The organism is Streptococcus sp. NLN64, from assembly GCF_015831295.1.
Taxonomy (GTDB): Bacteria; Bacillota; Bacilli; order Lactobacillales; family Streptococcaceae; genus Streptococcus.
In genome coordinates this window covers 1-19,658 of sequence record NZ_JADXDQ010000037.1, presented here as the reverse complement: position 1 = coordinate 19,658, position 19,658 = coordinate 1, and the positions used below count along the sequence as shown (strand labels likewise).

Below are 19,658 nucleotides of genomic sequence, written 5' to 3'. Positions count from 1 at the left end.
CTTGAAAATCTAGTGAAAATTGGTTGAAAAACATCATTTTTCGCTAGCTCTTTTCAGTGCGCCCTTTTTTCTGAAAAAAAGAGTAACTGCTCAGAACTTTGAACTTGACTTTTCACCACTAGACTTTATACTCTATTCAGTTCAAAATCTGAATATTGTTAAGCCTCTTCTGTGAACCTATTGATTGCGTGCTTTGCACGCCTTATCGATAATCTTCAACAGGTCTCCCAGACCTGTTGAACAACCTTTATCATTAAGGTTTACAAGTTTTGCTTACATCATGTAGGCATAAATGTTAACTCAATTCCTGAATTATACTCTTTTAGTTTATCTTTTATTACTGTGTTAGCTCGTCTTGCCGTACTTCAGTACTGTCTACGACTCGCTGCCTTGTACTAAAAGTAAACTAAAAGACTATAAAATTCGAGTCAGATTTCAAACTGCTTTGAGTATTCTGGTTTTGAAGTTGATTGAATGTTGAAAAAAACAAGGTGGGACTTTGTCGCCCCACCTTGAAACATTACATGATACCTGCTACGTGAGCAAGGATTCCGACAACAAACAGTGCCAAGATGATTGTGATTGGAGAAACTTTCTTCTTAAGCAACCACATGCAGAGAAAGGTAAGGAGAAGTCCCATCAAACCAGGAATCAAGCTATCCAAGTTTTGTTGGAAGGTTGTTACCTTAGTTGGAGTTTGAGAAAGTCCTGCGCCAACTTGAGCGAAGGCTTCTTGGATACCTTCCCAACCTTCAGGAAGCTGATCCCAATGGATGTAAGCTTTCTCATCTAGTTGAACTTCGGAAACGTTGAAGGCAAACTTGATGGATACCCAACGTTGTACCAGAACGGCAAGGATAAACATACCAAGGATAGATGCTCCTTTAGTGATGTCTTGAAGGATACCACCAGACATGTTTTTAGTGATTTCAGATCCAGCACGGTAACCCAATTCTTGTGTATACCATTGGAAAGCCATACGAATTAGGTTCCAAAGTACAAAGAAGAGGATTGGTCCCATGATGTTACCTGAGAGGGCAAGAGAGGCTCCCAAGGCACCAAGGATTGGACGAACAGTGAACCAGAAGACTGGATCTCCGATACCGGCCAAAGGTCCCATCATACCAATTTTAACCCCTTGGATCGCAGCATCGTCAATCTCAGCACCACGCGCACGTTCTTCTTCCAAGGCCAAGGTTACCCCAAGGATTGGAGAAGCTACGTATGGGTGAGTGTTAAAGAATTCCATGTGACGCTCTAGAGCAGCAGAGCGATCTTCTTTTGAAGTATAAAGACGTTTGATGGCTGGAACCATAGAATAAGCCCAACCCAAGTTTTGCATCCGCTCATAGTTCCAAGAACCTTGTAAGAAAGTGGAGCGCAACCACACTTTCTGACGATCATTTTTACTTAATTGAATCTTTTCAGTCATGTTGTGAGTCCCCTTTCTTAATAGTCTTCAAGAATGTCCCCGATTGGGTCAGTTGAAGTAGCAGCACCACCGCCACCGTTTCCTGAACCACCTTGTTTTGATAAGTTCAAGTAGATGAAGGCAAGAGCAACCCCAATCGCACCAAGGGCAATCAAAGTCAAATCAGAAACAGCGGCAAGAGCAAAACCGATTGCGAAGAATGGCCATACTTCGCGAGTAGCCATCATGTTGATAACCATAGCATAACCTACGGCCACAACCATACCACCACCGATCGCCATACCGTCAGACAACCAAGCTGGCATTGCTTCAAGAGCAGACTGAACGGCTTCAGTTGGAATAGCAAGAAGAAGTGCTGCAGGAACCGCAATCCGAAGTCCTTGGAGAAGAAGGGCGATGTAGTGGTAACGTTCCATTTTAGCAATATCCCCTTCTTTAGCAGCTGCGTCAGCACCGTGGACCAAACCAACAGAAGCAGTACGCACCAACATAGTAAGGAAGAGACCCGCTACGGCAAGAGGAATCGCAACAGCCTGGGCAACAGCAATACCACGTGTAGAAGTGTCACCACCTAATACGAGGATAATAGCAGCTGCAACGGAAGCGAGGGCAGCATCGGGTGCAACCGCAGCACCAATGTTAGCCCAACCAAGAGCGATCATTTGCAGAGAACCACCAAGGATAATACCTGCTGTGAGGTTACCAGTTACAAGTCCGATCAAGGTACAAGCAACAAGTGGTTGATGGAATTGGAATTGGTCCAAGATACCTTCAAGTCCAGCTAAGAAGGCAACAAGGACAACCAAAATTGCAGAAATCAATGACATGTTATATGTCCTTTCTATTGTTATTGAACGTTGGCCTTAGAGATGAGGTCAAACAAATCTTTTTTAGAGTCATTCGGAACCTTGCGGACGTCGAATTCAACGCCAAGGTCACGCAATTTTTCAAAGGTTGCAACGTCTTCCTTATCCATTGAAAGAACGTTGTTCACCATTGTCTTACCGGTTGAGTGAGCCATCGACCCAACATTCAAGGTCTTGATTGGTACACCACCCTCGATGGCACGTAGGGCATCTTGTGGAGTCTCAAATAAGATAAGTGCGTGGGTATCTCCGAAACGAGGATCTTTAGAAACATCAATCAATTTTTGAATTGGGACAACATTGGCTTTGACATTACCAGGTGCCGCTTGTTTGATCAATTCTTTCCGAAGCTCATCTTGGGAAACAGAATCAGATGCAACGATGATACGGTCTGCTTTTGAGTCTGGTGTCCATCCAGTCGCAACCTGTCCGTGTAGCAAGCGTGTATCAATCCGAGCTAAGTTGATTTTCAATTTCCCGTCGCCGATCACAGTTCCTTCTGGGATCGCTGCTTGAGCAACTGGTCCCTCTGCAGCAGGTGCAGCTTCATCAGCAGGATTAAGCTCTTCTGGTAAAGCTTTAATACCATCTTTCGCTTCCTTGATGATATTAGCAGCAACGGCCTCAACACCTGCAGATGCATCCATCATCCGTTCTGTATAGGCCTGGATTAACATTGGCAAGTTCAAACCAGTGATGATGGCAAACTTGCGCTCAGGGTTTTCACCCATGACGCGGCTAGCTTGGTTGAAGGGGGATCCACTCCAAAGGTCAGCTAGGACAAGGACTTCATCCTCTGCGTCAAACGCGGCCACAGCGTCATTAAACTTGGCATACAAGTCGTCTGGCCCTTCACTTGGCATAAAGGTCACAACCTGGACTTTCTCCTGATCTCCAAAGATCATGGATCCAGATTGGTGAATGCCGGCAGCGAATTCACCGTGGCTGGCAATAATGATTCCAATACTCATTATTGGTCTCCTCCTAAAAAATATTTGCGACTTAAATCCTTAAGAAATCTTTAAGCCATCTTATTGTAAAGCGATTTCAAGAAAATGTCAAGCTCTTTCAAAAAAATCATAGACATCCAAAAAAACCACAACAAAAAGGTAGAGCACCCTGCTCTACCTTCGGTTAAGTGATACTCAATGAAAATCAAAAATTAAACTAGGAAGTGAGCCGCAGGCAGCTCAAAATCTCTGGGAGACGTTTTGAGTTTACTGATAAAACTTTCGGAGAAAGTTTCAAATAAGTACGGCAAAGTTGACAAAAACTTCGTTTTTTCAACTAGAATCTCTGACAGTCTACCAGTCTACCAGACTGTCAGACCTGACAACGTTTAAATTTGATTTTCAAAGAGTATGATTAAGCGTTTTTGAAGTCTAACACCATACGGCCTTGAATGGTACCTGCTTCCATCTCGTCAAAGACAGCAGGAGCTTCGTCGACAGGGCGAAGTTGAACAACTGGTACTACCAAACCTTCAGCTCCAAACTGGAAGGCTTCTTCTAAGTCTTTCCGAGTTCCAACCAAGGAACCAACAACTTTAATACCGTCCAAGACAAGTTTAACAATGCTGAGGTCCATGTATTCAGATGGGAGTCCAACGGCAACGATGCTTCCAGCAGGTCTTACGGAATCAACGGCTTGGTTAAAGGCTACCTTGGAAACCGCAGTAACGACAGCAGCATGAGCTCCAATGCCTGTGATTTCCATGATTTTAGCAGCCATATCTTCGATTTCAAGCCCATTTAGACTAACATCCGCACCTGATTCAAGAGCTAAGTCTAATTTGTCTTGGTTGATATCAACTGCGATAACATGGGCGTTGAAAACTTTTTTGGCATATTGAATGGCAAGATTCCCAAGACCACCGGCACCGTAGACAACCACCCATTGACCAGGCTGAATATCGGCTTCTTTAATCGCTTTATAAGTTGTTACACCCGCACAAGTGATAGAAGATGCTTGGGCGGGGTTAAGGTTGTCAGGGACTTTCACAGCATAGTCTGCTGTAACAATACATTGTTGGGCCATACCGCCATCTACAGAGTAACCAGCATTTTTGACATCACGACAAAGGGTTTCACGTCCAGTCGTACAGTATTCACAAGTTCCACAACCTTGGAAGAACCAGGCAACGCTGACGCGATCGCCAACTTTGAGACTAGTAACATCTGGTGCGACTTCTTTAACAATCCCAATTCCTTCATGACCTAGAACACGTCCAGGAACTTTTCCAAAATCTCCATGAGCTACGTGCAGGTCTGTGTGACAGACGCCGCAGTATTCTATTTCAACAAGGGCTTCACCGGTTTCGATAGGACGAAACTCTTTTTCCACAACTTCAACACCCGTACCTTCTGAATTAACAACAACTGCTTTCATAAAAGCCTCCTTATTCTTAGGGAGAATTCCCGTTTTCATATGTTTAGTATATCACAATGGTTTTATAGGTGCAAGCGTTTACATGCATTCTGATATAGTTTTTTAGTTTGCTTTTAGTACAAGGCAGCGAGTCGCAGACAGTACTGAAGTACGGCAAGACGAGCTAACACAGTAATAAAAGATAAACTAAAAGAGTGTAAAAAAAGAAAGCAGCTCAAGGATTGAATCCAATCCTTGAGCTGCTTTACGAAGGAAGTATTCGATTTTATAGGAAGAGTTGTCCTAACTGTTGAGCGACTCCGTCTTCTTGGTTAGTCCATTGGATTTGTTGGTCGGCATAGTCTATTAGTTTGGTGTTGGCATTTTGCATAGCATAACCAGTTCCAGCAAAAGCCAACATTTCCTTGTCATTGAGTTGATCACCGAAAGCAATCAACTCAGCTGGTTGTTTTTGGTAAAGGTCTAAGAGGTACTTAAGGGCTCTGGCCTTATGCACCCCTTTAGGGGTGCACTCGAGGATATTGTAGGGGCCACCCCAGGAACTGACGGTCATTTCCCCCTGATAATAGTTCATCAATTCTTGGGCCAGGCCATCGCTGTCTTTAAAGCGGGTTTGAAAAAGGATGGCATTGGGGTTCTTGGTGATTTTTTGTGGAATCAGCTGGTGTTGTGCTGTGATTTTGTCCACCCCTAGTAATTGTGGATCCAGGCTGCTGACATCTTGTTGGTGGACAAAGAATTTCTTACGGTACTCACTAACAATGAAGTCAGCCTGGACTTCCTCTTGACGGTCGACCAAGTCGACCAAGTAGGACTTGTCGATGGTATATTCTTTTTCATGAACCCATTTTTTCCCGGGAAGTGTCGTCAAAGCTCCATTAAAGGTGATAAGGGGTGTCTCTAGTTCCAATTGTTGGTAGTAGGGGAGGGCTGATCGGTAAGGACGACCGGTCGTAATGATGATTTTGTGCCCTTGGTCCTGAATCTTTTTGAGAACGTCCTGACTTTTAGAGGAAATTTGTTGTTGATCATTTAAGAGGGTCCCGTCGAGATCGAGGGCAATAATTTTACTTGTATCCATACATGCTCCAGTTTTGTGCTTTTACCCAGTATAGCAAATTTTAGGATTTTCATGGTAAACTGAGAAGACGAAATTGGGAGGCGCTATGTATAAACGTATTTTTATCATGTATCATCTAGCCTTTATAGGCATTTTCGGGGTCCTCACGCTCCTACAGCAAGAAGGCCCCAACCTAACCTGGAATATGTTTTTGGCCTTGACAGCCCTAGACTTTGCCCTGTTTTCAAAAGTGACCCAAAACCGCCTGTTGCGATGGGCCTCTGCCCTGCTTTGGCTTCTATTTTTCCCAAACACCTTTTACATGGTGACGGATTTGGTGCATATGCATTGGGTGGGAGATGTTCTCTACAATCGAGCCAACCAGAAGCTCTTTTTTGCCTTTGTCTTCGCCATTTTCTTTGGCGTTCTAACGGGCATCGAAAGTTGGCGCTTAATTCGTTCCCACTGGAAACTCAAGCCCTGGCAGGAGGGAGTTGCGACCTTTGGTTTGGCAGGACTCTCTAGTATCGCCATTACCATGGGGCGGTATCCTCGCTTAAATTCGTGGGACGTCTTTACGCGCCCGCAGTTGGTAGTCCAGACATTTTTGGATGTCTTTAGTTGGGAGCACAGTGTTTTTGTACTTGGATTTACCACCTTGCAATTCATGTGCCTTTTTTTACTCGCAGATGATTGGGTTCGCGGTAGGAAGTAAGAGGGGAATTTGCTATAATGGAAACTATGATGAAAATTCAAAATGAAGAAACCCTGATCAACTGGGGCGAAAAATTAGGTGCCCTACTGGAGAAGGGAGACGTTCTGGTCTTGTCAGGAGATCTTGGGGCAGGAAAAACGACTTTTACCAAAGGGATTGCGCGGGGCTTGGGGATTGATCAAATGATCAAGAGTCCTACCTACACGATTGTTCGTGAATATGAGGGGCGCTTGCCTCTTTACCACCTGGATGTTTATCGGATAGATGGAGATCCAGATTCGATTGACCTCGATGCCTTTCTTTTCGGGGAAGGGGTGGCTGTCATTGAGTGGGGTGAACTTTTGGAGCAGGCTTTACCGGAGGATTATCTCCAGTTGACCTTGTCTCATGCGGACCAGGGGCGTAACTTGGATTCCTATGCGGTTGGCTCGCGTAGCCAAGAGTTGTTAGAGGAGTGGATCCATGACCTCGCATGAGTTGACGATTGAGGAGGCTCAGGACTCAGACGCCGGTGAGTTACTAGAATTTTTCAAGCAGGTGGCGCGTGAGAGTGATTTGACCAGTTTGGAACCTGGGGGCTTAGGTTTGTCGCAAGATCAGTTGGCTGACTATTTGGAATCAAGTGCCAATCATCCATCACGTCTCTTCTTGTTAGCCCGTTTGGACCAAGAAGTGATTGGTCTCTTACATTTGTCCACAGATGCCAATCCGCGCATGAGTCATGTGGGAGAGGTGTTTGTGGCTGTTGGGCAGGCTTATTGGGGTCATGGGGTCGGGAGCATGCTCTTTGAACTGGTCTTTGACTGGTTGGCAGAAACCCCATCCCTTCGGCGTTTAACCTTAAATGTCCAAGAAAGAAATCAGGCTGCGCGTGCGCTTTATGAGAAATTCGGTTTTTCATATGAGGGGCGGCAGGAGGAAGCAATCCGGCTAGAGGACGGATCTTATGAAACGGTCCTTCTCATGGGCCTCTTGATAGATAGGGAAAATCATGTTTAAGAAGAATATTAAATTGTTTTTATCGTTACTCTTAGTTACCTTGGTGGGGATAGGAACCTATGCGGGAACCATTTACTTCCAATCAACGGGCCAGTTAGCGAAAACCTTTCAGAATTTTGGACGGCAATCCGATGTTATTGAGAATGCAGAACCCATGACCATGCTCTTAATGGGGGTAGATACGGGAAGTGGTTCTCGGTCAGATCCTTGGGAAGGAAATAGTGATACCATGCTTTTGGTGACGGTTAATCCAGATACCAATCAAACAACGATGATGAGTTTAGAGCGGGATATCTTGACCAAGATTTCGCAAAAAGGCGAGGTGATGGAGGCCAAACTGAATGCGGCCTACGCTATGGGCGGTGCCGAATTGGCAATCCCGACCATTGAGTCCCTGATGAATATTACCATCGACCACTATGTTATGATCAATATGCAAGGTTTGGTGGAGCTGGTGGACGCAGTTGGTGGGATTGAAGTGAACAACACCTTTGACTTCCCAATCTCCATTGAGGAGCAAGAACCTGAATATACCGCTACCGTCAAACCAGGGAAACAACACATCAATGGAGATCAAGCGCTGGTTTATGCCCGGATGCGGTACCAAGATCCTGAGGGTGACTATGGCCGTCAAAAACGCCAACGGGAAGTGATTCAAAAAGTTGTGCAAAAAGTGCTCAGCCTTAATAGTGTCAGTCACTATAAAGAAATCCTCGGTGCCGTCAGCAACAATATGCAGACCAGCATTGACCTTTCTTCTAACAGTATTCCAAAACTTTTGGTCTACCAGGATGCCTTTCGGAATATGAAGCAGGAACAACTCCGAGGAGAAGATGCAACCCTTGCAGATGGCGGAAGCTATCAGATTGTGGAATCAGACCACATCTTAGAAATGCAAAATAAATTACGGACTTCTCTTGGCTTAGAAACCCTCGATAAACTGAAAACCAATGCGGTTACCCTCGATGAATTAAATGGTGGAGGAATCACACCTGAATACGTCGAGCCCCAACCAGTTGTTGAATAATCAAAAAAGTAGCTCAGCAATTAGCGAGCTACTTTTTTGGTACTTGTTTTGGATATTGGCTGGCAAAGTCCACTTTTAATTGGACAAATTGTTGGAGGTCCTTGAGAAGCTGGAGTAAGACAGCACGGGTTTCAAATTCTTCCCTGGATTGTGGTAGAGGGCGTTTGCGGAAGGTTTCCAGATAGTTTTCAATCTGATCAAGCAAGTCCTGTGCTGGGTTCAGTTGACTGAGTTGATCTGCGACGTCTTGGAAGAGGTCCGCTAGAATTTGGCTTTCTTGGACAGAGAGTTGGCAACTGTTGATATTGCGTGCCATATCTTGCAGGATATAATTTTGAGCCTGCCGCATTTCAAAGTAGGCCACGTGGTAGTAGTTTTTGTTAAGGATTTGGTCTGATTGATCTAGATAGGCGATTTCCAGCGCTTGGTGGAGTTCATCATCCAGGGTACGGACCAGTTTGGCGTCGTTCCTCCCATCCCCGCTTCTAAGAAAATAGACAAAGCGGTTGAGGATACTGCGGAGCAGTTCCTCCACCTGATCATGGTAGTGATCCAACTCCTGTTGGCGATCGGGTATGTAGAGAATAACGAGGAGGGCTGAAAGGCTCCCGATTAAGAATATGAGGATTTCATTGGCTAAAAGAGAAGGGGCAATGCTCTGTTCTAGAAGTAAATGGGTGACTAAAACGGTACTAGGAGTGATTCCGATTTCGAGGCGAAAGCGATATGCCAGTGGGATGTAGAGCAATAAGAATGGAGCGAGAGACCAAATATGGAATCCGAGAAAAGAAAAAACCAGGCCCCCAAGGATGAGTGCTAGGAGGGACGATAGAAAACGTTGATAGGCTAGTTTGAAAGTGGTCCTACGAGTTTCTGATACACTGAGGATGGCAATGATACCAGCTGTAATGGCATAATTAGCTCCGAGAAAACTGGCTAGAAAAGCGGCCAGGCAGGTGGCTAGGGTAAGTTTTAAAGTGCGTTGAAAAAGGGGCATGATAACCTTTCTGGGAACGAGAGAAACCCCTGTGACAGTTCTCGTGAAGAATGACCAAACAGTTGTGTTTGAGGAAGGTTCTTCTGGAAAAATCACGGGGGTTGTATTAGCTATTCCGATTTCGTTTAAATCGGAGGTCAAAATGGATTTGGCAGATCAATAACAGACATCCTCAATTGAAAAAAGCAATATACTCTTTTAGTTTATCTTTTATTACTATGTTAGCTCGTCTTGCCGTACTTCAGTACTGTCTACGACTCGCTGCCTTGCACTAAAAGTAAACTAAAAGACCATACTAGGATTTTTTTGAGTCTGTTTTCGTTTTGAGTTCATCTACGCGCGCTTGGGCTTGCTCCATCTGTGCTTGAATTTGTTCGGCTCTAGCTTGGGCTTCCAACCCAAAGGCCTGTGTTTTATAGGCAAGCTCCTTGGCAAGAGGAGCGACTTTTTGCGCTTCCTGTTGAAGGATTTGAAGTTGGTCTTTAAGTTGAGCCTGGAGAGTGTTGATACGACTGGTTTCTTTAGCCGCTTCTTTGGCGTTGGCGATTAACTCCTTACGGTTTAGAACCAGTTTGTAGGAAGATTTTGCGGCACTCAAAAATAGGATGGTTGAAATCAAACTCATGAGGCTTCCTCCTGGGTTTCCCGGATTTTCTGGGCTAGCTGCGCTAGGTGCTCAAAGTCCGGTTCCTGGGTCTGGAATTGAATCTCTAGACCGTCTCCAGTCTCAAACCGAGGGAGTAAGTGAACATGGGTATGGAAGACTGTTTGGCCAGCAGCTTCTTCACTGTTGTTGAGCACATTGATTCCTTGGGCGCCAACAGCATTTTTCAAACGACGGGCCAAGGCAGGTACTTGTCCAAAAAGATCCTGAGCTACCTGTGGGTCTAAGTCGAGAATATTACGGTAATGCTTTTTGGGGATAATTAACGTGTGGCCTGGGGTTGTTTGGGAAATATCCAAAAAAGCCAGAATGTGCTCGTCTTCATAGATTTTACTGGCCGGGATTTCTCCGGCAACGATTTTACAAAAAAGACAGTCCATCTTTTCCTCCTTTTCTCTCTTACCATTTGATATAATGGTTGTGATTGAAAGAAAGCTTAGGAGTCTTAACATCTCCTAGCTTACTCTCCTAAGTATAGCAAAAATGGAGGATTTATGTTAGAAGTGAATCACATAACAGGAGGGTATTTTAATCTTCCTGTCTTAAAAGATGTGAGTTTTTCTGTTCAAAACCATGAAATTGTGGGTCTAATTGGCTTGAATGGAGCGGGAAAGTCAACAACGATTAAAGAAATTATTGGTTTTTTGCATCCCTATTCGGGAGAAATTTTGTTGGAGGGCCAGCAACTTCAAACGGATGTGGTAGCTTATCGCAAGAAAATTGGTTATATTCCAGAAAGTCCCATGCTCTATGAGGAATTAACCCTGCGGGAGCATCTGGAGATTGTAGCTATGGCCTATGACAAGGATTTGGACCAAGCTTTGGAGCGACTCCAACCCTATCTTCAGCGATTTCGACTAGATCAACGTCTGGATTGGTTGCCTGCTGAATTCTCTAAGGGAATGAAACAGAAGGTTATGATCTTGTGTGCGATTCTTGTGGAACCGGACCTATACATTGTGGATGAACCCTTTTTGGGTTTAGATCCTCTAGCCATTGAAGATCTTCTAAATTTTCTTTTGGAAGAAAGAAAAAAAGGGAAGGGAGTTTTGATGTCTACCCACGTCTTAGATACAGCCGAAAGGGTTTGTGATCGCTACATCCTCCTCCACCAAGGTCAAGTGCTGGCTGAGGGGAGTCTAGCAGCGATTCAAGAACAATTTCAGATGCCAGGACAGAGCCTTCACGATATCTACCTGAAGGTTACCCAGGAGGAAGCGCATGCGTGATTTATTTCGGCGACGGCGAAAAAAGTTTCGAGGAGAGCTGGTGGGCTATGCCCGTTATGTTTTCAATGACCATTTTGTTCTTTTTCTTTTTCTTTTATTAGGCCTAGCCCTAACCCAATACAGGGAGATTTTGGTGGATCCGAGGCCTTATCAAGTTGGCTTAGCCTGGTTCGTACCTGTCTTTTCTCTCTTCGCTTTTTGGCCCATGCGTATGGCGACCTATATGCGCAGGGGGGATGAGTATTTTCTGTTGGTGCCGGAGGAAGCAGTCAAGCAATGGTTGCAGTTGGTTTACAGAAGGACTTCAAAGAGTCAGATTCTGCGGGCCGTCCTCGTTTTTGCAGCATTCCTACCCCTGTGGTGGGTTGCCTATGGTACTTGGTGGCCAGCCTTAGCGGCATTTGGTTTGGGTGCCTTGCTGCAGCAGGTTTTGCTGCAGCGGCGTTATCGGGTCTTGAGGCAGGCGGGACCTGTGGACTGGACTTTTTGGATTGAAGAAGAGCAGGGGCGGACGCAAGGGATTTTACGCTTTTTCTCGCTTTTTACTCAGGTTAAGGGATTTGAAGAGCGCGTGCGGATGCGGGCTTATTGGAATCCCTTGCTTCCAATCTTAGAGCGGGGGCAGTCTAATCCATGGTATAGTCTCTTTTTACGGTCTTTTTTGCGGAAGGGGCCTTATTATGGGGTTTGGCTGCGGTTGCAGATCTTGGCTTTGCTGGCTCTTCTCTTTGTTCCTCAAGGTTGGTTAGCGGCTGGTTTGGCCTTTGTGGCGAATTATCTCTTGTATTTCCAGTTGCTGGCTTTGTTTCATAGTCAGGATGGTCAGGTAATGACAGAGCTATTTCCGTACGGTGTTGCGTCCAAGGCGGCCGGACTTCGTCGGCTCTTGCAGTTTCAGTTGGGGACCTTTAGTCTGCTTTTGTCTTTGCTGGTTCTGTTGAGCAGAGGAGCCTTTTTAGAAGCTGGGATTTTTTTGCTTGCCATGATTGCTCTTCTTTGGCTTTACATTCCTTATAAATTAAGAGGATTAGTTGACGCGGATGTCTAAAAATAATAGAATGAAGAAGATTTTTTCAAGGAGGAAAATATGGAAGGGATGGATCAAGAATTAACCTTGACGCCTCTTGCTGGAAAAAGTGGGAATGCCTTTAAGGGAACCTACGATGATGGGCGAGTGGTTTTTGCCAAGTTGAATACAAGTCCGATTTTGGCGGGTCTGGCTCAAGAGCAGATTGCTCCTCAGCTGTTGTCGAGTAAACGATTGCCGGATGGTCAGGTTTTGACACTTCAGCGCTGGTTAAACGGTAAAATTTTGACGCCTGGGGAGATGGGGAAGAAGCAGATTATCAATATTTTGACGCGTCTTCACAGGTCACGGCATTTGATGGTTCAGCTGACTAGTTTAGGTCAGCAGTTGGAAACGCCGATTGATTTGTTGAATTCATGGCGGGAGTCGGTCCATGCAAACTTGCGACGGAACCAATTCTTGCAAGAGGTGGTGGATGATTTGCGGACCAGTGCTCCTGGTTTTCGTGAGGATCATGCAACAATTGTACATGGGGATGTCCGCCACAGCAATTGGATTGAAACAGACAGTGGTCTAATTTATTTGGTGGATTGGGACTCTGTGCGGTTGACGGATCGGATGTTTGATGTGGCGCATATTTTGAGTCACTATATTCCGGAAGCTCGTTGGCAAGAGTGGCTGGTCTACTATGGATACCGTTATAATGAAAAGGTACTGAAAAAGCTATACTGGTATGCCCAGTTTTCATACCTAGATCAAATTGGCAAGTACTATGCCAATTCAGATATGGAAAATGCAAACCGGGAAATTTACGCTTTGCGGAATTTCCGGACACGCTTTGGAAAGGGAATATGAGAGTTCGAAATCGAAAAGGTGCGACGGAGCTACTAGAAGCGCACCCAGAGTATGTGGTCTTGGAGCCGGAGAGTGCCAAGGGGAATTGGCGGCACATTTTTGGGAATGACAACCCCATCTACATTGAAGTTGGTTCTGGGAAGGGGCAGTTTGTATCAGGGATGGCCAAGAATCATCCAGATATTAACTTTATTGGGATTGATATTCAAAAATCGGTTCTCAGTTACGCCTTGGATAAGGTGTTGGCAACCGGTGTTCCAAATATCCGCCTCCTATGGGTAGATGGAGATTCTTTGACCAATTATTTTGAACCTGGTGAAATCCAGCGCTTGTATTTGAATTTCTCAGATCCTTGGCCAAAGAAACGCCATGAGAAGCGACGTTTAACCTACAAGTCTTTCTTGGAAACCTATCAAGCCATTTTACCAAGCCAAGGAGAAATCCATTTCAAGACCGACAACCGGGGCTTGTTCGAATATAGTCTGGTGTCCATGTCACAATTTGGCATGATTTTGGATGGTGTCTGGTTGGATCTTCACGCCAGTGAAATTGAGGGCAATGTCCGGACAGAATATGAAGAGAAGTTTTCTAGTAAAGGACAGGTCATCTACCGTTTGGAAGCGCATTTCCCAGAATAAGGGAACTGTAAACGTTCTTTCTGCTGGTAAAATTCTTGCTTTTGGGAATTTCTATGGTATAATTTAAACAGAATAAAGAAATGTGAAAGGGGGCGAAGAGAAATCTTCGCCTCTTGTTTGTAGAAAAAGGAGGTGTTCTTATCGCAACGATTGTTGAACAGGTGAACCAGGTGTTGGAAGGTCAGATTCCAGAGCCCTTTGAATTGGTGGACGTGGAGTATGCCAAGCTGGGCGGAGACATGGTCTTGAGTGTGTTTGTGGATAAGCCGGAAGGGATCACAGTTGAAGATACGGCTGATTTGACAGACCTGATTAGTCCGCTCCTGGATACTATTGAACCGGATCCCTTCCCCGAGAATTATTACTTAGAAGTGTCTAGTCCTGGATTAGAGCGGCCTTTGAAGACGCCGGAAGCACTGGAGGCTGCAGTTGGTTCTTACATCCATGTCGGTCTGTATCAAGCAATTGATAAGAAAAAGCAGATTGAAGGGGATCTTTTGTCTTTTGATGGGGAGAACTTGCAAATGGAATACATGGATAAAACTCGGAAGAAGCAGGTGGAGATTCCTTATCAATTGGTTTCAAAAGCCCGTTTAGCTGTAAAATTTTAGTTTAAAAGAAAGGAGCTTTTGGGGAACCAAAAGCAAGTAACGCATGAGTAAAGAAATGGCGGAAGCTTTCCGCATCCTTGAAGAAGACAAGGGGATTAAGAAGGAAGATATCGTAGATGCGGTCATTGAGTCTCTTCGATCTGCCTATCGCCGTCGCTATGGCCAAGCTGACAGTGTCCATATCGAATTCGATGAAAAGAAAGCCGATTTCCGGGTTTACACTGTTCGGGAAGTCGTAGATGAGGTCTTTGATAGCCGTTTGGAAATCAGCCTCAAAGATGCATTGGCCATTAATGCTGCCTATGAGCTTGGAGACAAAATCAAGTTTGAAGAGTCTCCAACAGAATTTGGTCGAGTGGCTGCCCAGTCTGCAAAGCAGACCATTATGGAAAAAATGCGTAAGCAAACGCGCTTGATCACTTATAACACCTATAAAGAGCATGAGAATGAGATTATGAGTGGTACCGTGGAGCGTTTTGATGCCCGTTTCATCTACATCAATTTGGGAAGCATTGAGGCACAAATGTCTCGTAAGGACCAGGTTCCTGGGGAAGTCTTCGCTTCTCACGATCGCATTGAAGTCTATGTGGATAAGGTTGAAGACAACCCTAAAGGTGTCAATGTTTACGTTAGCCGTAGCCACGCGCAGATGATTAAACGCTTGATGGAGCAAGAAATTCCAGAAGTTTACGATGGGATAGTGGAGATTATGGCCGTCTCTCGTGAGGCCGGAGACCGGACTAAGGTTGCTGTTCGGAGTCACAATCCTAATGTGGATGCTATTGGAACGATCGTAGGTCGTGGTGGAAGCAATATTAAGAAGATCACTAGCAAGTTCCGCCCTGCCCGTTACGATGCTAAATTGGAAAAATGGATTCCGACTGAGGAAAACATTGATGTGATCGAATGGGTCAGTGATCCAGCTGAGTTTATTTACAATGCACTGGCACCTGCTGAAGTGGATCAAGTTATTTTTGATGAAGAAGACAGCAAACGGGCCTTGGTGGTTGTACCAGATGACAAATTGTCCTTGGCCATTGGTCGTCGTGGTCAAAATGTCCGCTTAGCAGCTCGTCTGACTGGCTTTAAGATTGACATTAAATCAGCATCAGAGTTCGAGGCCATGGAAGAGGCCGCACTAGTGGAGGCTGAGGAAGAAGTCCTTGAGACCGAACTGGTTGCTGAAGTACAGGAAGCGGAAGAATTGGTAGCTCTTGAAGAAGAGGTCTTCGAGGGGGAGTCAGCAGAACTCCTTGCGGAGGAAGCAGCTGCTGAAAATAGTGACGACGAATAGGAAAGAAGATGACCAAAGTAAGAAAGATTCCCTTGAGGAAGTCCCTTGTCTCCGGAGAAGTGATTGACAAGCGTGATTTGCTGCGGATCGTTCGAACCAAGGATGGTCAGGTCAGCATTGATCCAACTGGTAAGGCCAATGGTCGGGGGGCTTATATTAAGCTTGATAATGAAGAAGCAGCCCAGGCTAAGAAAAGAAGGGTCTTTGATCGCAGTTTTCGTCAGGAAATTCCCGAAGAATTTTACGATGAACTGATCGCTTTTGTTGATCGCAAATTGAAACGAAGAGAGTTAGGACTTGAATAAGGAAGAACAGTTGTTAAACCTTTTAGGTCTGGCCCAGCGAGCAGGTAAGCTCGTTTCCGGTGAAGATTTAGTCATAAAAAGCATTCAAAGTAATCAAGCACAATTAGTGTTTTTGGCACAAGATGCTGGCCCTAATCTTCGTAAGACCATTGAGGATAAAGGTCGCTACTATAAAAAAACAGTAGTCGATCAATTTTCAACCCAAGAATTGAGTCTGGCCATCGGGCGCCAACGGAAGGTGCTCAGTGTGGTCGACTCCGGATTTGCAAAAAAAATGAGGTCCATTATGAGCTAGAAATGGAGGCATGTAGATGTCTAAAAAACGTTTGTATGAAATTGCCAAGGAACTTGGTAAAGAAAGTAAAGAAATTGTTCATCGAGCTAAGGAATTGGGGATTGAAGTGAAGAGCCATGCTTCTTCTGTCGAAGCGGATGTGGCTAATCGCATTAAAAAAAGTTTTCAGTCTCCAAAGGCTGCAGCGCCAAAGGAAAGCCCGAAAAGCAAACCAGCCCCAGCTTCTGAGCCTGCAAAAGCCCAAAGTAGCCGACCCCAAAACCGGAACTTTAAAGCCGAGCGTGAGGCCAAAGCTAAGGCAGACGCTGAGCGTCGCAAGAACAATCGGGGAAATCAGGAACGTCGCAATGGCCAGGATGGCCGAGGTCGAGGACAAAATTTCCGTGACCGCGACCGGGATCGTCAGCGGCAAGGAAATGGTCGCGATCAAAACCGCAATCGTGGGAATCGTGATCAACATCGTCGCCAAGATCGAAATACCCAGCAAGCGGGTCCGCGTCTGGACTTCAAGGCGCGTGCGGCAGCTTTGAAAGCTGAACAAAATGCGGAATATGCACGGAACAGTGAATCCCGCTTCAAGGAAGCTCAGGCCCAACGCCAAGCTCAAGAGGAGCAGGCAAAGCGCCGGAAGGAAGCGAAACAAGAAGCAGCAGCCCAAGTAACAGCGGCTCCAGCTCCTGAACCAGTTGCTTTCCAAGCGCCTGTGGCGGCAGCACCAGCCCCAGATAATCGTCGTAAAAAACAAGCGAGACCAGATAAACGCCGTGACAACGAGCATGAAGATGGTCCACGCAAGCAAGCAAATAGAAATCGAAATAACCAGAATCAAGTGAGAAATCAAAGAAATAGTAATTGGAATAAAAACAAAAACAAAGGGAAGAACCAACGTGGTAAGAATCAGGCAACAAAACCGGTTACTGAACGTAAGTTCCACGAACTTCCGAAAGAATTTGAATACACTGCCGGCATGACTGTTGCGGACATTGCAAAACGGATTAAACGTGAACCAGCAGAAATTGTTAAGAAGCTCTTTATGATGGGCATTATGGCGACCCAGAACCAATCTCTTGATGGGGATACCATCGAACTCTTGATGGTTGATTATGGAATTGAAGCCAAAGAGAAGGTTCAAGTCGATAATGCTGATATCGAACGCTTCTTCGTGGATGAAGAATACCTTAACGAAGAGGAAATGGTTGAGCGCCCACCAGTGGTTACCATCATGGGACACGTTGACCATGGTAAAACAACTCTCTTGGATACCCTTCGCAATTCTCGTGTCGCAACAGGAGAAGCTGGGGGAATTACCCAACACATTGGTGCCTACCAAATTGAAGAAAACGGTAAGAAGATTACCTTCCTGGACACACCTGGACACGCGGCCTTTACCAGTATGCGGGCTCGTGGAGCGTCTGTAACGGATATTACCATCTTGGTTGTGGCAGCCGATGACGGTGTTATGCCACAAACTATCGAGGCCATCAATCACTCTAAAGCCGCTAATGTTCCAATCATTGTTGCGATTAACAAAATTGATAAACCAGGTGCAAATCCAGAGCGCGTCATCGGTGAATTGGCAGAGCATGGCGTTATGTCAACAGCTTGGGGTGGTGACTCTGAGTTTGTAGAAATCTCAGCTAAATTCAACCAAAACATTGATGAGCTTTTGGAAACGGTCCTCTTGGTTGCTGAAATCCAGGAATTGAAAGCAGACCCAACTGTTCGTGCCATCGGTACTGTTATCGAAGCTCAATTGGATAAAGGTAAAGGGGCTGTCGCAACGCTTTTGGTTCAACAAGGAACCCTAAACGTCCAGGATCCGATTGTTGTCGGTAATACTTTTGGACGGGTTCGTGCTATGACCAACGACCTCGGTCGTCGGGTTAAGGTCGCTAGTCCATCAACACCGGTATCCATTACTGGTTTGAATGAAACCCCAATGGCGGGTGACCACTTCGCAGTTTACGAGGACGAAAAAGCTGCGCGTGCGGCTGGTGAAGAACGTGCCAAACGAGCTCTTCTCCAACAACGTCAAAACACAACCCGTGTTAGCTTGGAAAATCTCTTCGATACCCTTAAAGCCGGTGAAGTTAAGTCTGTTAATGTCATCATCAAAGCAGACGTACAAGGTTCTGTTGAAGCCCTCGCGGCCTCGCTTCAAAAAATTGAAGTTGAAGGCGTGAAAGTAACCATCGTTCACTCTGCGGTAGGGGCTATTAACGAGTCTGATATTACGTTGGCAGAAGCTTCAAATGCCATCATTATCGGCTTTAACGTTCGCCCTACTCCACAAGCTCGCCAACAAGCAGAAACCGACGGTGTTGAAATTCGTCAACACAGCATTATCTACAAGGTTATTGAAGAAGTCGAAGATGCGATGAAGGGACTTCTTGATCCTGAATTTGAAGAAAAAGTTATCGGGGAAGCTGTTATCCGTGAGACCTTCAAGGTATCAAAAGTTGGTACAATTGGTGGATTTATGGTCTTGCGTGGTAAAATTACCCGTGATTCGAACGTTCGCGTTATTCGCCAAGATGTTGTAATCTACGACGGTGAATTGGCAAGCTTGAAACACTTCAAGGACGATGTAAAAGAAGTAACCAACGGCCGTGAAGGTGGTCTCATGGTTGAAAACTACAATGACATTAAGGTCGACGATATCATCGAAGCTTACGTCATGGAAGAAATTAAACACTAAGAGGGAGGCCCTCATGGCAAATTCAATTCGTACAGACCGGGTCGCTATGGAAATCAAACGGGAAGTCAACGAAATCCTTCAGAAGAAGGTTCGTGACCCCCGTGTCCAAGGCGTAACCATCACTGATGTTCAAATGACCGGTGATCTCTCCCTTGCCAAGGTTTACTACAGCATTATGAGTGATCTGGCATCTGATAACCAAAAAGCGCAAATCGGATTGGAAAAAGCGACCGGAACCATCAAACGGGAATTAGGTCGCCAACTCCACATCTACAAAATCCCTGATTTGACCTTCATCAAAGATGAATCCATTGAATATGGAAATAAAATCGATCAAATGTTACGGGATTTGAACAAGGAAGATTTTTAATAGAAACCTATTCTCGAATGAGTGACGATAGAATGAGCCCTCCAACTGTTTCGGTTGGAGGTTTTTTGGTACGACGGGCATGTCGTACATCTGAGGTGTAAGTCCTCTGTGGGCACCTGCTACCGGTGAACCCAATAGCGACTCCCAAGCCTGACTATCGTGAGGTAGCGGGGAGAGGAAGGGATAGC

22 protein-coding genes and 1 pseudogene are annotated in these 19,658 nt (G+C 45.4%); 15 read left to right on the top strand and 8 right to left on the bottom strand.

Features of this window, described 5'->3' with window-relative positions:
* Positions 1 to 520: 520 nt before the first annotated feature.
* The 5 genes from I2503_RS06515 to I2503_RS06495 form a co-directional block, all read right to left on the bottom strand.
* A complete protein-coding gene (locus tag I2503_RS06515) occupies positions 521 to 1,432 on the bottom strand; it encodes a PTS system mannose/fructose/sorbose family transporter subunit IID (protein WP_196092165.1) in 912 nt (303 codons plus the stop codon).
* A gap of 17 nt (positions 1,433 to 1,449) precedes the next feature.
* Complete coding sequence (locus I2503_RS06510; RefSeq protein WP_196967412.1) at positions 1,450 to 2,259, bottom strand: PTS mannose/fructose/sorbose transporter subunit IIC; 810 nt, start codon at positions 2,257 to 2,259, stop codon at positions 1,450 to 1,452.
* 20 nt (positions 2,260 to 2,279) lie between these two features.
* Entirely contained in the window at positions 2,280 to 3,269 is a 990-nt protein-coding gene (locus tag I2503_RS06505) for a PTS sugar transporter subunit IIB (protein ID WP_196092167.1), read from the bottom strand.
* 394 nt (positions 3,270 to 3,663) lie between these two features.
* The gene (gene adhP / locus I2503_RS06500; RefSeq protein ID WP_196092168.1) at positions 3,664 to 4,686 is read right to left on the bottom strand and encodes an alcohol dehydrogenase AdhP; all 1,023 of its coding nucleotides are present in this window, start codon (positions 4,684 to 4,686) and stop codon (positions 3,664 to 3,666) included.
* Positions 4,687 to 4,951: 265 nt separating this feature from the next.
* Positions 4,952 to 5,767: a Cof-type HAD-IIB family hydrolase gene (locus tag I2503_RS06495; RefSeq protein ID WP_196092169.1), complete on the bottom strand. Its 816-nt coding sequence runs from the start codon at positions 5,765 to 5,767 to the stop codon at positions 4,952 to 4,954.
* 85 nt (positions 5,768 to 5,852) lie between these two features.
* Between I2503_RS06495 and I2503_RS06490 the strand changes: the two genes are divergently transcribed.
* From I2503_RS06490 to I2503_RS06475, 4 genes and pseudogenes are all read left to right on the top strand, one after another.
* Positions 5,853 to 6,461, top strand: a complete 609-nt coding sequence (locus tag I2503_RS06490) for a DUF1361 domain-containing protein (RefSeq protein WP_196967411.1) — start codon at positions 5,853 to 5,855, stop codon at positions 6,459 to 6,461.
* A 29-nt stretch (positions 6,462 to 6,490) separates the two neighbouring features.
* Positions 6,491 to 6,937, top strand: coding sequence for a tRNA (adenosine(37)-N6)-threonylcarbamoyltransferase complex ATPase subunit type 1 TsaE (gene tsaE, locus I2503_RS06485; RefSeq protein ID WP_196967413.1), 447 nt, complete (start codon positions 6,491 to 6,493; stop codon positions 6,935 to 6,937).
* Positions 6,924 to 7,460, top strand: a complete 537-nt coding sequence (locus tag I2503_RS06480) for a GNAT family N-acetyltransferase (RefSeq protein WP_196967410.1) — start codon at positions 6,924 to 6,926, stop codon at positions 7,458 to 7,460. Before tsaE ends, I2503_RS06480 begins: the two co-directional genes overlap by 14 nt.
* Positions 7,453 to 8,442: pseudogene (locus I2503_RS06475) on the top strand (LCP family protein); the annotation flags it as partial. The gene I2503_RS06480 and the pseudogene I2503_RS06475, both read left to right, overlap by 8 nt.
* 73 nt (positions 8,443 to 8,515) lie before the next feature.
* On the opposite strand, the gene I2503_RS06470 reads toward I2503_RS06475, so the two are convergent.
* Positions 8,516 to 9,484, bottom strand: a complete 969-nt coding sequence (locus I2503_RS06470; protein ID WP_196967409.1) for an aromatic acid exporter family protein — start codon at positions 9,482 to 9,484, stop codon at positions 8,516 to 8,518.
* Here I2503_RS06470 and I2503_RS06465 point away from each other — a divergent pair.
* Positions 9,483 to 9,647 carry a hypothetical protein gene (locus I2503_RS06465; RefSeq protein WP_196967408.1) on the top strand — a complete coding sequence of 55 codons (165 nt, stop codon included), beginning with the start codon at positions 9,483 to 9,485 and terminating at the stop codon, positions 9,645 to 9,647. The genes I2503_RS06470 and I2503_RS06465 overlap by 2 nt on opposite strands.
* 132 nt (positions 9,648 to 9,779) lie before the next feature.
* On the opposite strand, the gene I2503_RS06460 is transcribed toward I2503_RS06465, so the two are convergent.
* Both I2503_RS06460 and I2503_RS06455 read right to left on the bottom strand, forming a co-directional pair.
* Entirely contained in the window at positions 9,780 to 10,109 is a 330-nt protein-coding gene (locus I2503_RS06460) for a hypothetical protein (protein ID WP_196967407.1), read from the bottom strand.
* Entirely contained in the window at positions 10,106 to 10,528 is a 423-nt protein-coding gene (locus I2503_RS06455) for an HIT family protein (RefSeq protein WP_196967406.1), read from the bottom strand. Before I2503_RS06455 ends, I2503_RS06460 begins: the two co-directional genes overlap by 4 nt.
* 114 nt (positions 10,529 to 10,642) lie before the next feature.
* Here I2503_RS06455 and I2503_RS06450 point away from each other — a divergent pair, with 114 nt between their 5' ends.
* The 10 genes from I2503_RS06450 to rbfA all read left to right on the top strand — a co-directional run bounded on the left by I2503_RS06450 (position 10,643) and on the right by rbfA (position 19,470).
* Positions 10,643 to 11,377 carry an ABC transporter ATP-binding protein gene (locus I2503_RS06450; RefSeq protein ID WP_196967405.1) on the top strand — a complete coding sequence of 245 codons (735 nt, stop codon included), beginning with the start codon at positions 10,643 to 10,645 and terminating at the stop codon, positions 11,375 to 11,377.
* Positions 11,370 to 12,425 (top strand): ABC transporter permease, encoded by a 1,056-nt coding sequence (locus I2503_RS06445; protein ID WP_196967404.1) that lies wholly within the window; start codon positions 11,370 to 11,372, stop codon positions 12,423 to 12,425. Before I2503_RS06450 ends, I2503_RS06445 begins: the two co-directional genes overlap by 8 nt.
* Before the next feature lie 39 nt (positions 12,426 to 12,464).
* Positions 12,465 to 13,259, top strand: coding sequence for a phosphotransferase family protein (locus I2503_RS06440; RefSeq protein ID WP_196092178.1), 795 nt, complete (start codon positions 12,465 to 12,467; stop codon positions 13,257 to 13,259).
* Positions 13,256 to 13,897 carry a tRNA (guanosine(46)-N7)-methyltransferase TrmB gene (gene trmB / locus I2503_RS06435; protein WP_196967403.1) on the top strand — a complete coding sequence of 214 codons (642 nt, stop codon included), beginning with the start codon at positions 13,256 to 13,258 and terminating at the stop codon, positions 13,895 to 13,897. The genes I2503_RS06440 and trmB overlap by 4 nt, the downstream gene beginning before the upstream one ends.
* A 113-nt stretch (positions 13,898 to 14,010) precedes the next feature.
* The gene (rimP, locus tag I2503_RS06430) at positions 14,011 to 14,508 is read left to right on the top strand and encodes a ribosome maturation factor RimP (RefSeq protein WP_196092180.1); all 498 of its coding nucleotides are present in this window, start codon (positions 14,011 to 14,013) and stop codon (positions 14,506 to 14,508) included.
* Positions 14,509 to 14,551: 43 nt separating this feature from the next.
* Positions 14,552 to 15,802: a transcription termination factor NusA gene (gene nusA / locus I2503_RS06425; RefSeq protein WP_196092181.1), complete on the top strand. Its 1,251-nt coding sequence runs from the start codon at positions 14,552 to 14,554 to the stop codon at positions 15,800 to 15,802.
* A gap of 8 nt (positions 15,803 to 15,810) precedes the next feature.
* Positions 15,811 to 16,107 carry a YlxR family protein gene (locus I2503_RS06420; protein ID WP_196092182.1) on the top strand — a complete coding sequence of 99 codons (297 nt, stop codon included), beginning with the start codon at positions 15,811 to 15,813 and terminating at the stop codon, positions 16,105 to 16,107.
* Positions 16,100 to 16,402 carry a YlxQ-related RNA-binding protein gene (locus I2503_RS06415; protein WP_196092183.1) on the top strand — a complete coding sequence of 101 codons (303 nt, stop codon included), beginning with the start codon at positions 16,100 to 16,102 and terminating at the stop codon, positions 16,400 to 16,402. Before I2503_RS06420 ends, I2503_RS06415 begins: the two co-directional genes overlap by 8 nt.
* A gap of 16 nt (positions 16,403 to 16,418) precedes the next feature.
* Entirely contained in the window at positions 16,419 to 19,100 is a 2,682-nt protein-coding gene (infB, locus tag I2503_RS06410; protein ID WP_196967402.1) for a translation initiation factor IF-2, read from the top strand.
* Between the two features lie 13 nt (positions 19,101 to 19,113).
* On the top strand, positions 19,114 to 19,470 hold the full coding sequence (gene rbfA, locus I2503_RS06405) for a 30S ribosome-binding factor RbfA (RefSeq protein ID WP_196967401.1): 357 nt from the start codon (positions 19,114 to 19,116) through the stop codon (positions 19,468 to 19,470).
* Positions 19,471 to 19,658: the final 188 nt, after the last annotated feature.

What these genes read in the sequence shown, in the direction of transcription:
- I2503_RS06515 (WP_196092165.1), bottom strand. Translation starts at nt 1,432, where the DNA reads ATGACTGAAAAGATTCAATTAAGTAAAAATGATCGTCAGAAAGTGTGG.
- I2503_RS06510 (WP_196967412.1), bottom strand. Translation starts at nt 2,259, where the DNA reads ATGTCATTGATTTCTGCAATTTTGGTTGTCCTTGTTGCCTTCTTAGCT.
- I2503_RS06505 (WP_196092167.1), bottom strand. Translation starts at nt 3,269, where the DNA reads ATGAGTATTGGAATCATTATTGCCAGCCACGGTGAATTCGCTGCCGGC.
- adhP (WP_196092168.1), bottom strand. Translation starts at nt 4,686, where the DNA reads ATGAAAGCAGTTGTTGTTAATTCAGAAGGTACGGGTGTTGAAGTTGTG.
- I2503_RS06495 (WP_196092169.1), bottom strand. Translation starts at nt 5,767, where the DNA reads ATGGATACAAGTAAAATTATTGCCCTCGATCTCGACGGGACCCTCTTA.
- I2503_RS06490 (WP_196967411.1), top strand. Translation starts at nt 5,853, where the DNA reads ATGTATAAACGTATTTTTATCATGTATCATCTAGCCTTTATAGGCATT.
- tsaE (WP_196967413.1), top strand. Translation starts at nt 6,491, where the DNA reads ATGAAAATTCAAAATGAAGAAACCCTGATCAACTGGGGCGAAAAATTA.
- I2503_RS06480 (WP_196967410.1), top strand. Translation starts at nt 6,924, where the DNA reads ATGACCTCGCATGAGTTGACGATTGAGGAGGCTCAGGACTCAGACGCC.
- I2503_RS06465 (WP_196967408.1), top strand. Translation starts at nt 9,483, where the DNA reads ATGATAACCTTTCTGGGAACGAGAGAAACCCCTGTGACAGTTCTCGTG.
- I2503_RS06470 (WP_196967409.1), bottom strand. Translation starts at nt 9,484, where the DNA reads ATGCCCCTTTTTCAACGCACTTTAAAACTTACCCTAGCCACCTGCCTG.
- I2503_RS06460 (WP_196967407.1), bottom strand. Translation starts at nt 10,109, where the DNA reads ATGAGTTTGATTTCAACCATCCTATTTTTGAGTGCCGCAAAATCTTCC.
- I2503_RS06455 (WP_196967406.1), bottom strand. Translation starts at nt 10,528, where the DNA reads ATGGACTGTCTTTTTTGTAAAATCGTTGCCGGAGAAATCCCGGCCAGT.
- I2503_RS06450 (WP_196967405.1), top strand. Translation starts at nt 10,643, where the DNA reads ATGTTAGAAGTGAATCACATAACAGGAGGGTATTTTAATCTTCCTGTC.
- I2503_RS06445 (WP_196967404.1), top strand. Translation starts at nt 11,370, where the DNA reads ATGCGTGATTTATTTCGGCGACGGCGAAAAAAGTTTCGAGGAGAGCTG.
- I2503_RS06440 (WP_196092178.1), top strand. Translation starts at nt 12,465, where the DNA reads ATGGAAGGGATGGATCAAGAATTAACCTTGACGCCTCTTGCTGGAAAA.
- trmB (WP_196967403.1), top strand. Translation starts at nt 13,256, where the DNA reads ATGAGAGTTCGAAATCGAAAAGGTGCGACGGAGCTACTAGAAGCGCAC.
- nusA (WP_196092181.1), top strand. Translation starts at nt 14,552, where the DNA reads ATGAGTAAAGAAATGGCGGAAGCTTTCCGCATCCTTGAAGAAGACAAG.
- I2503_RS06420 (WP_196092182.1), top strand. Translation starts at nt 15,811, where the DNA reads ATGACCAAAGTAAGAAAGATTCCCTTGAGGAAGTCCCTTGTCTCCGGA.
- infB (WP_196967402.1), top strand. Translation starts at nt 16,419, where the DNA reads ATGTCTAAAAAACGTTTGTATGAAATTGCCAAGGAACTTGGTAAAGAA.
- rbfA (WP_196967401.1), top strand. Translation starts at nt 19,114, where the DNA reads ATGGCAAATTCAATTCGTACAGACCGGGTCGCTATGGAAATCAAACGG.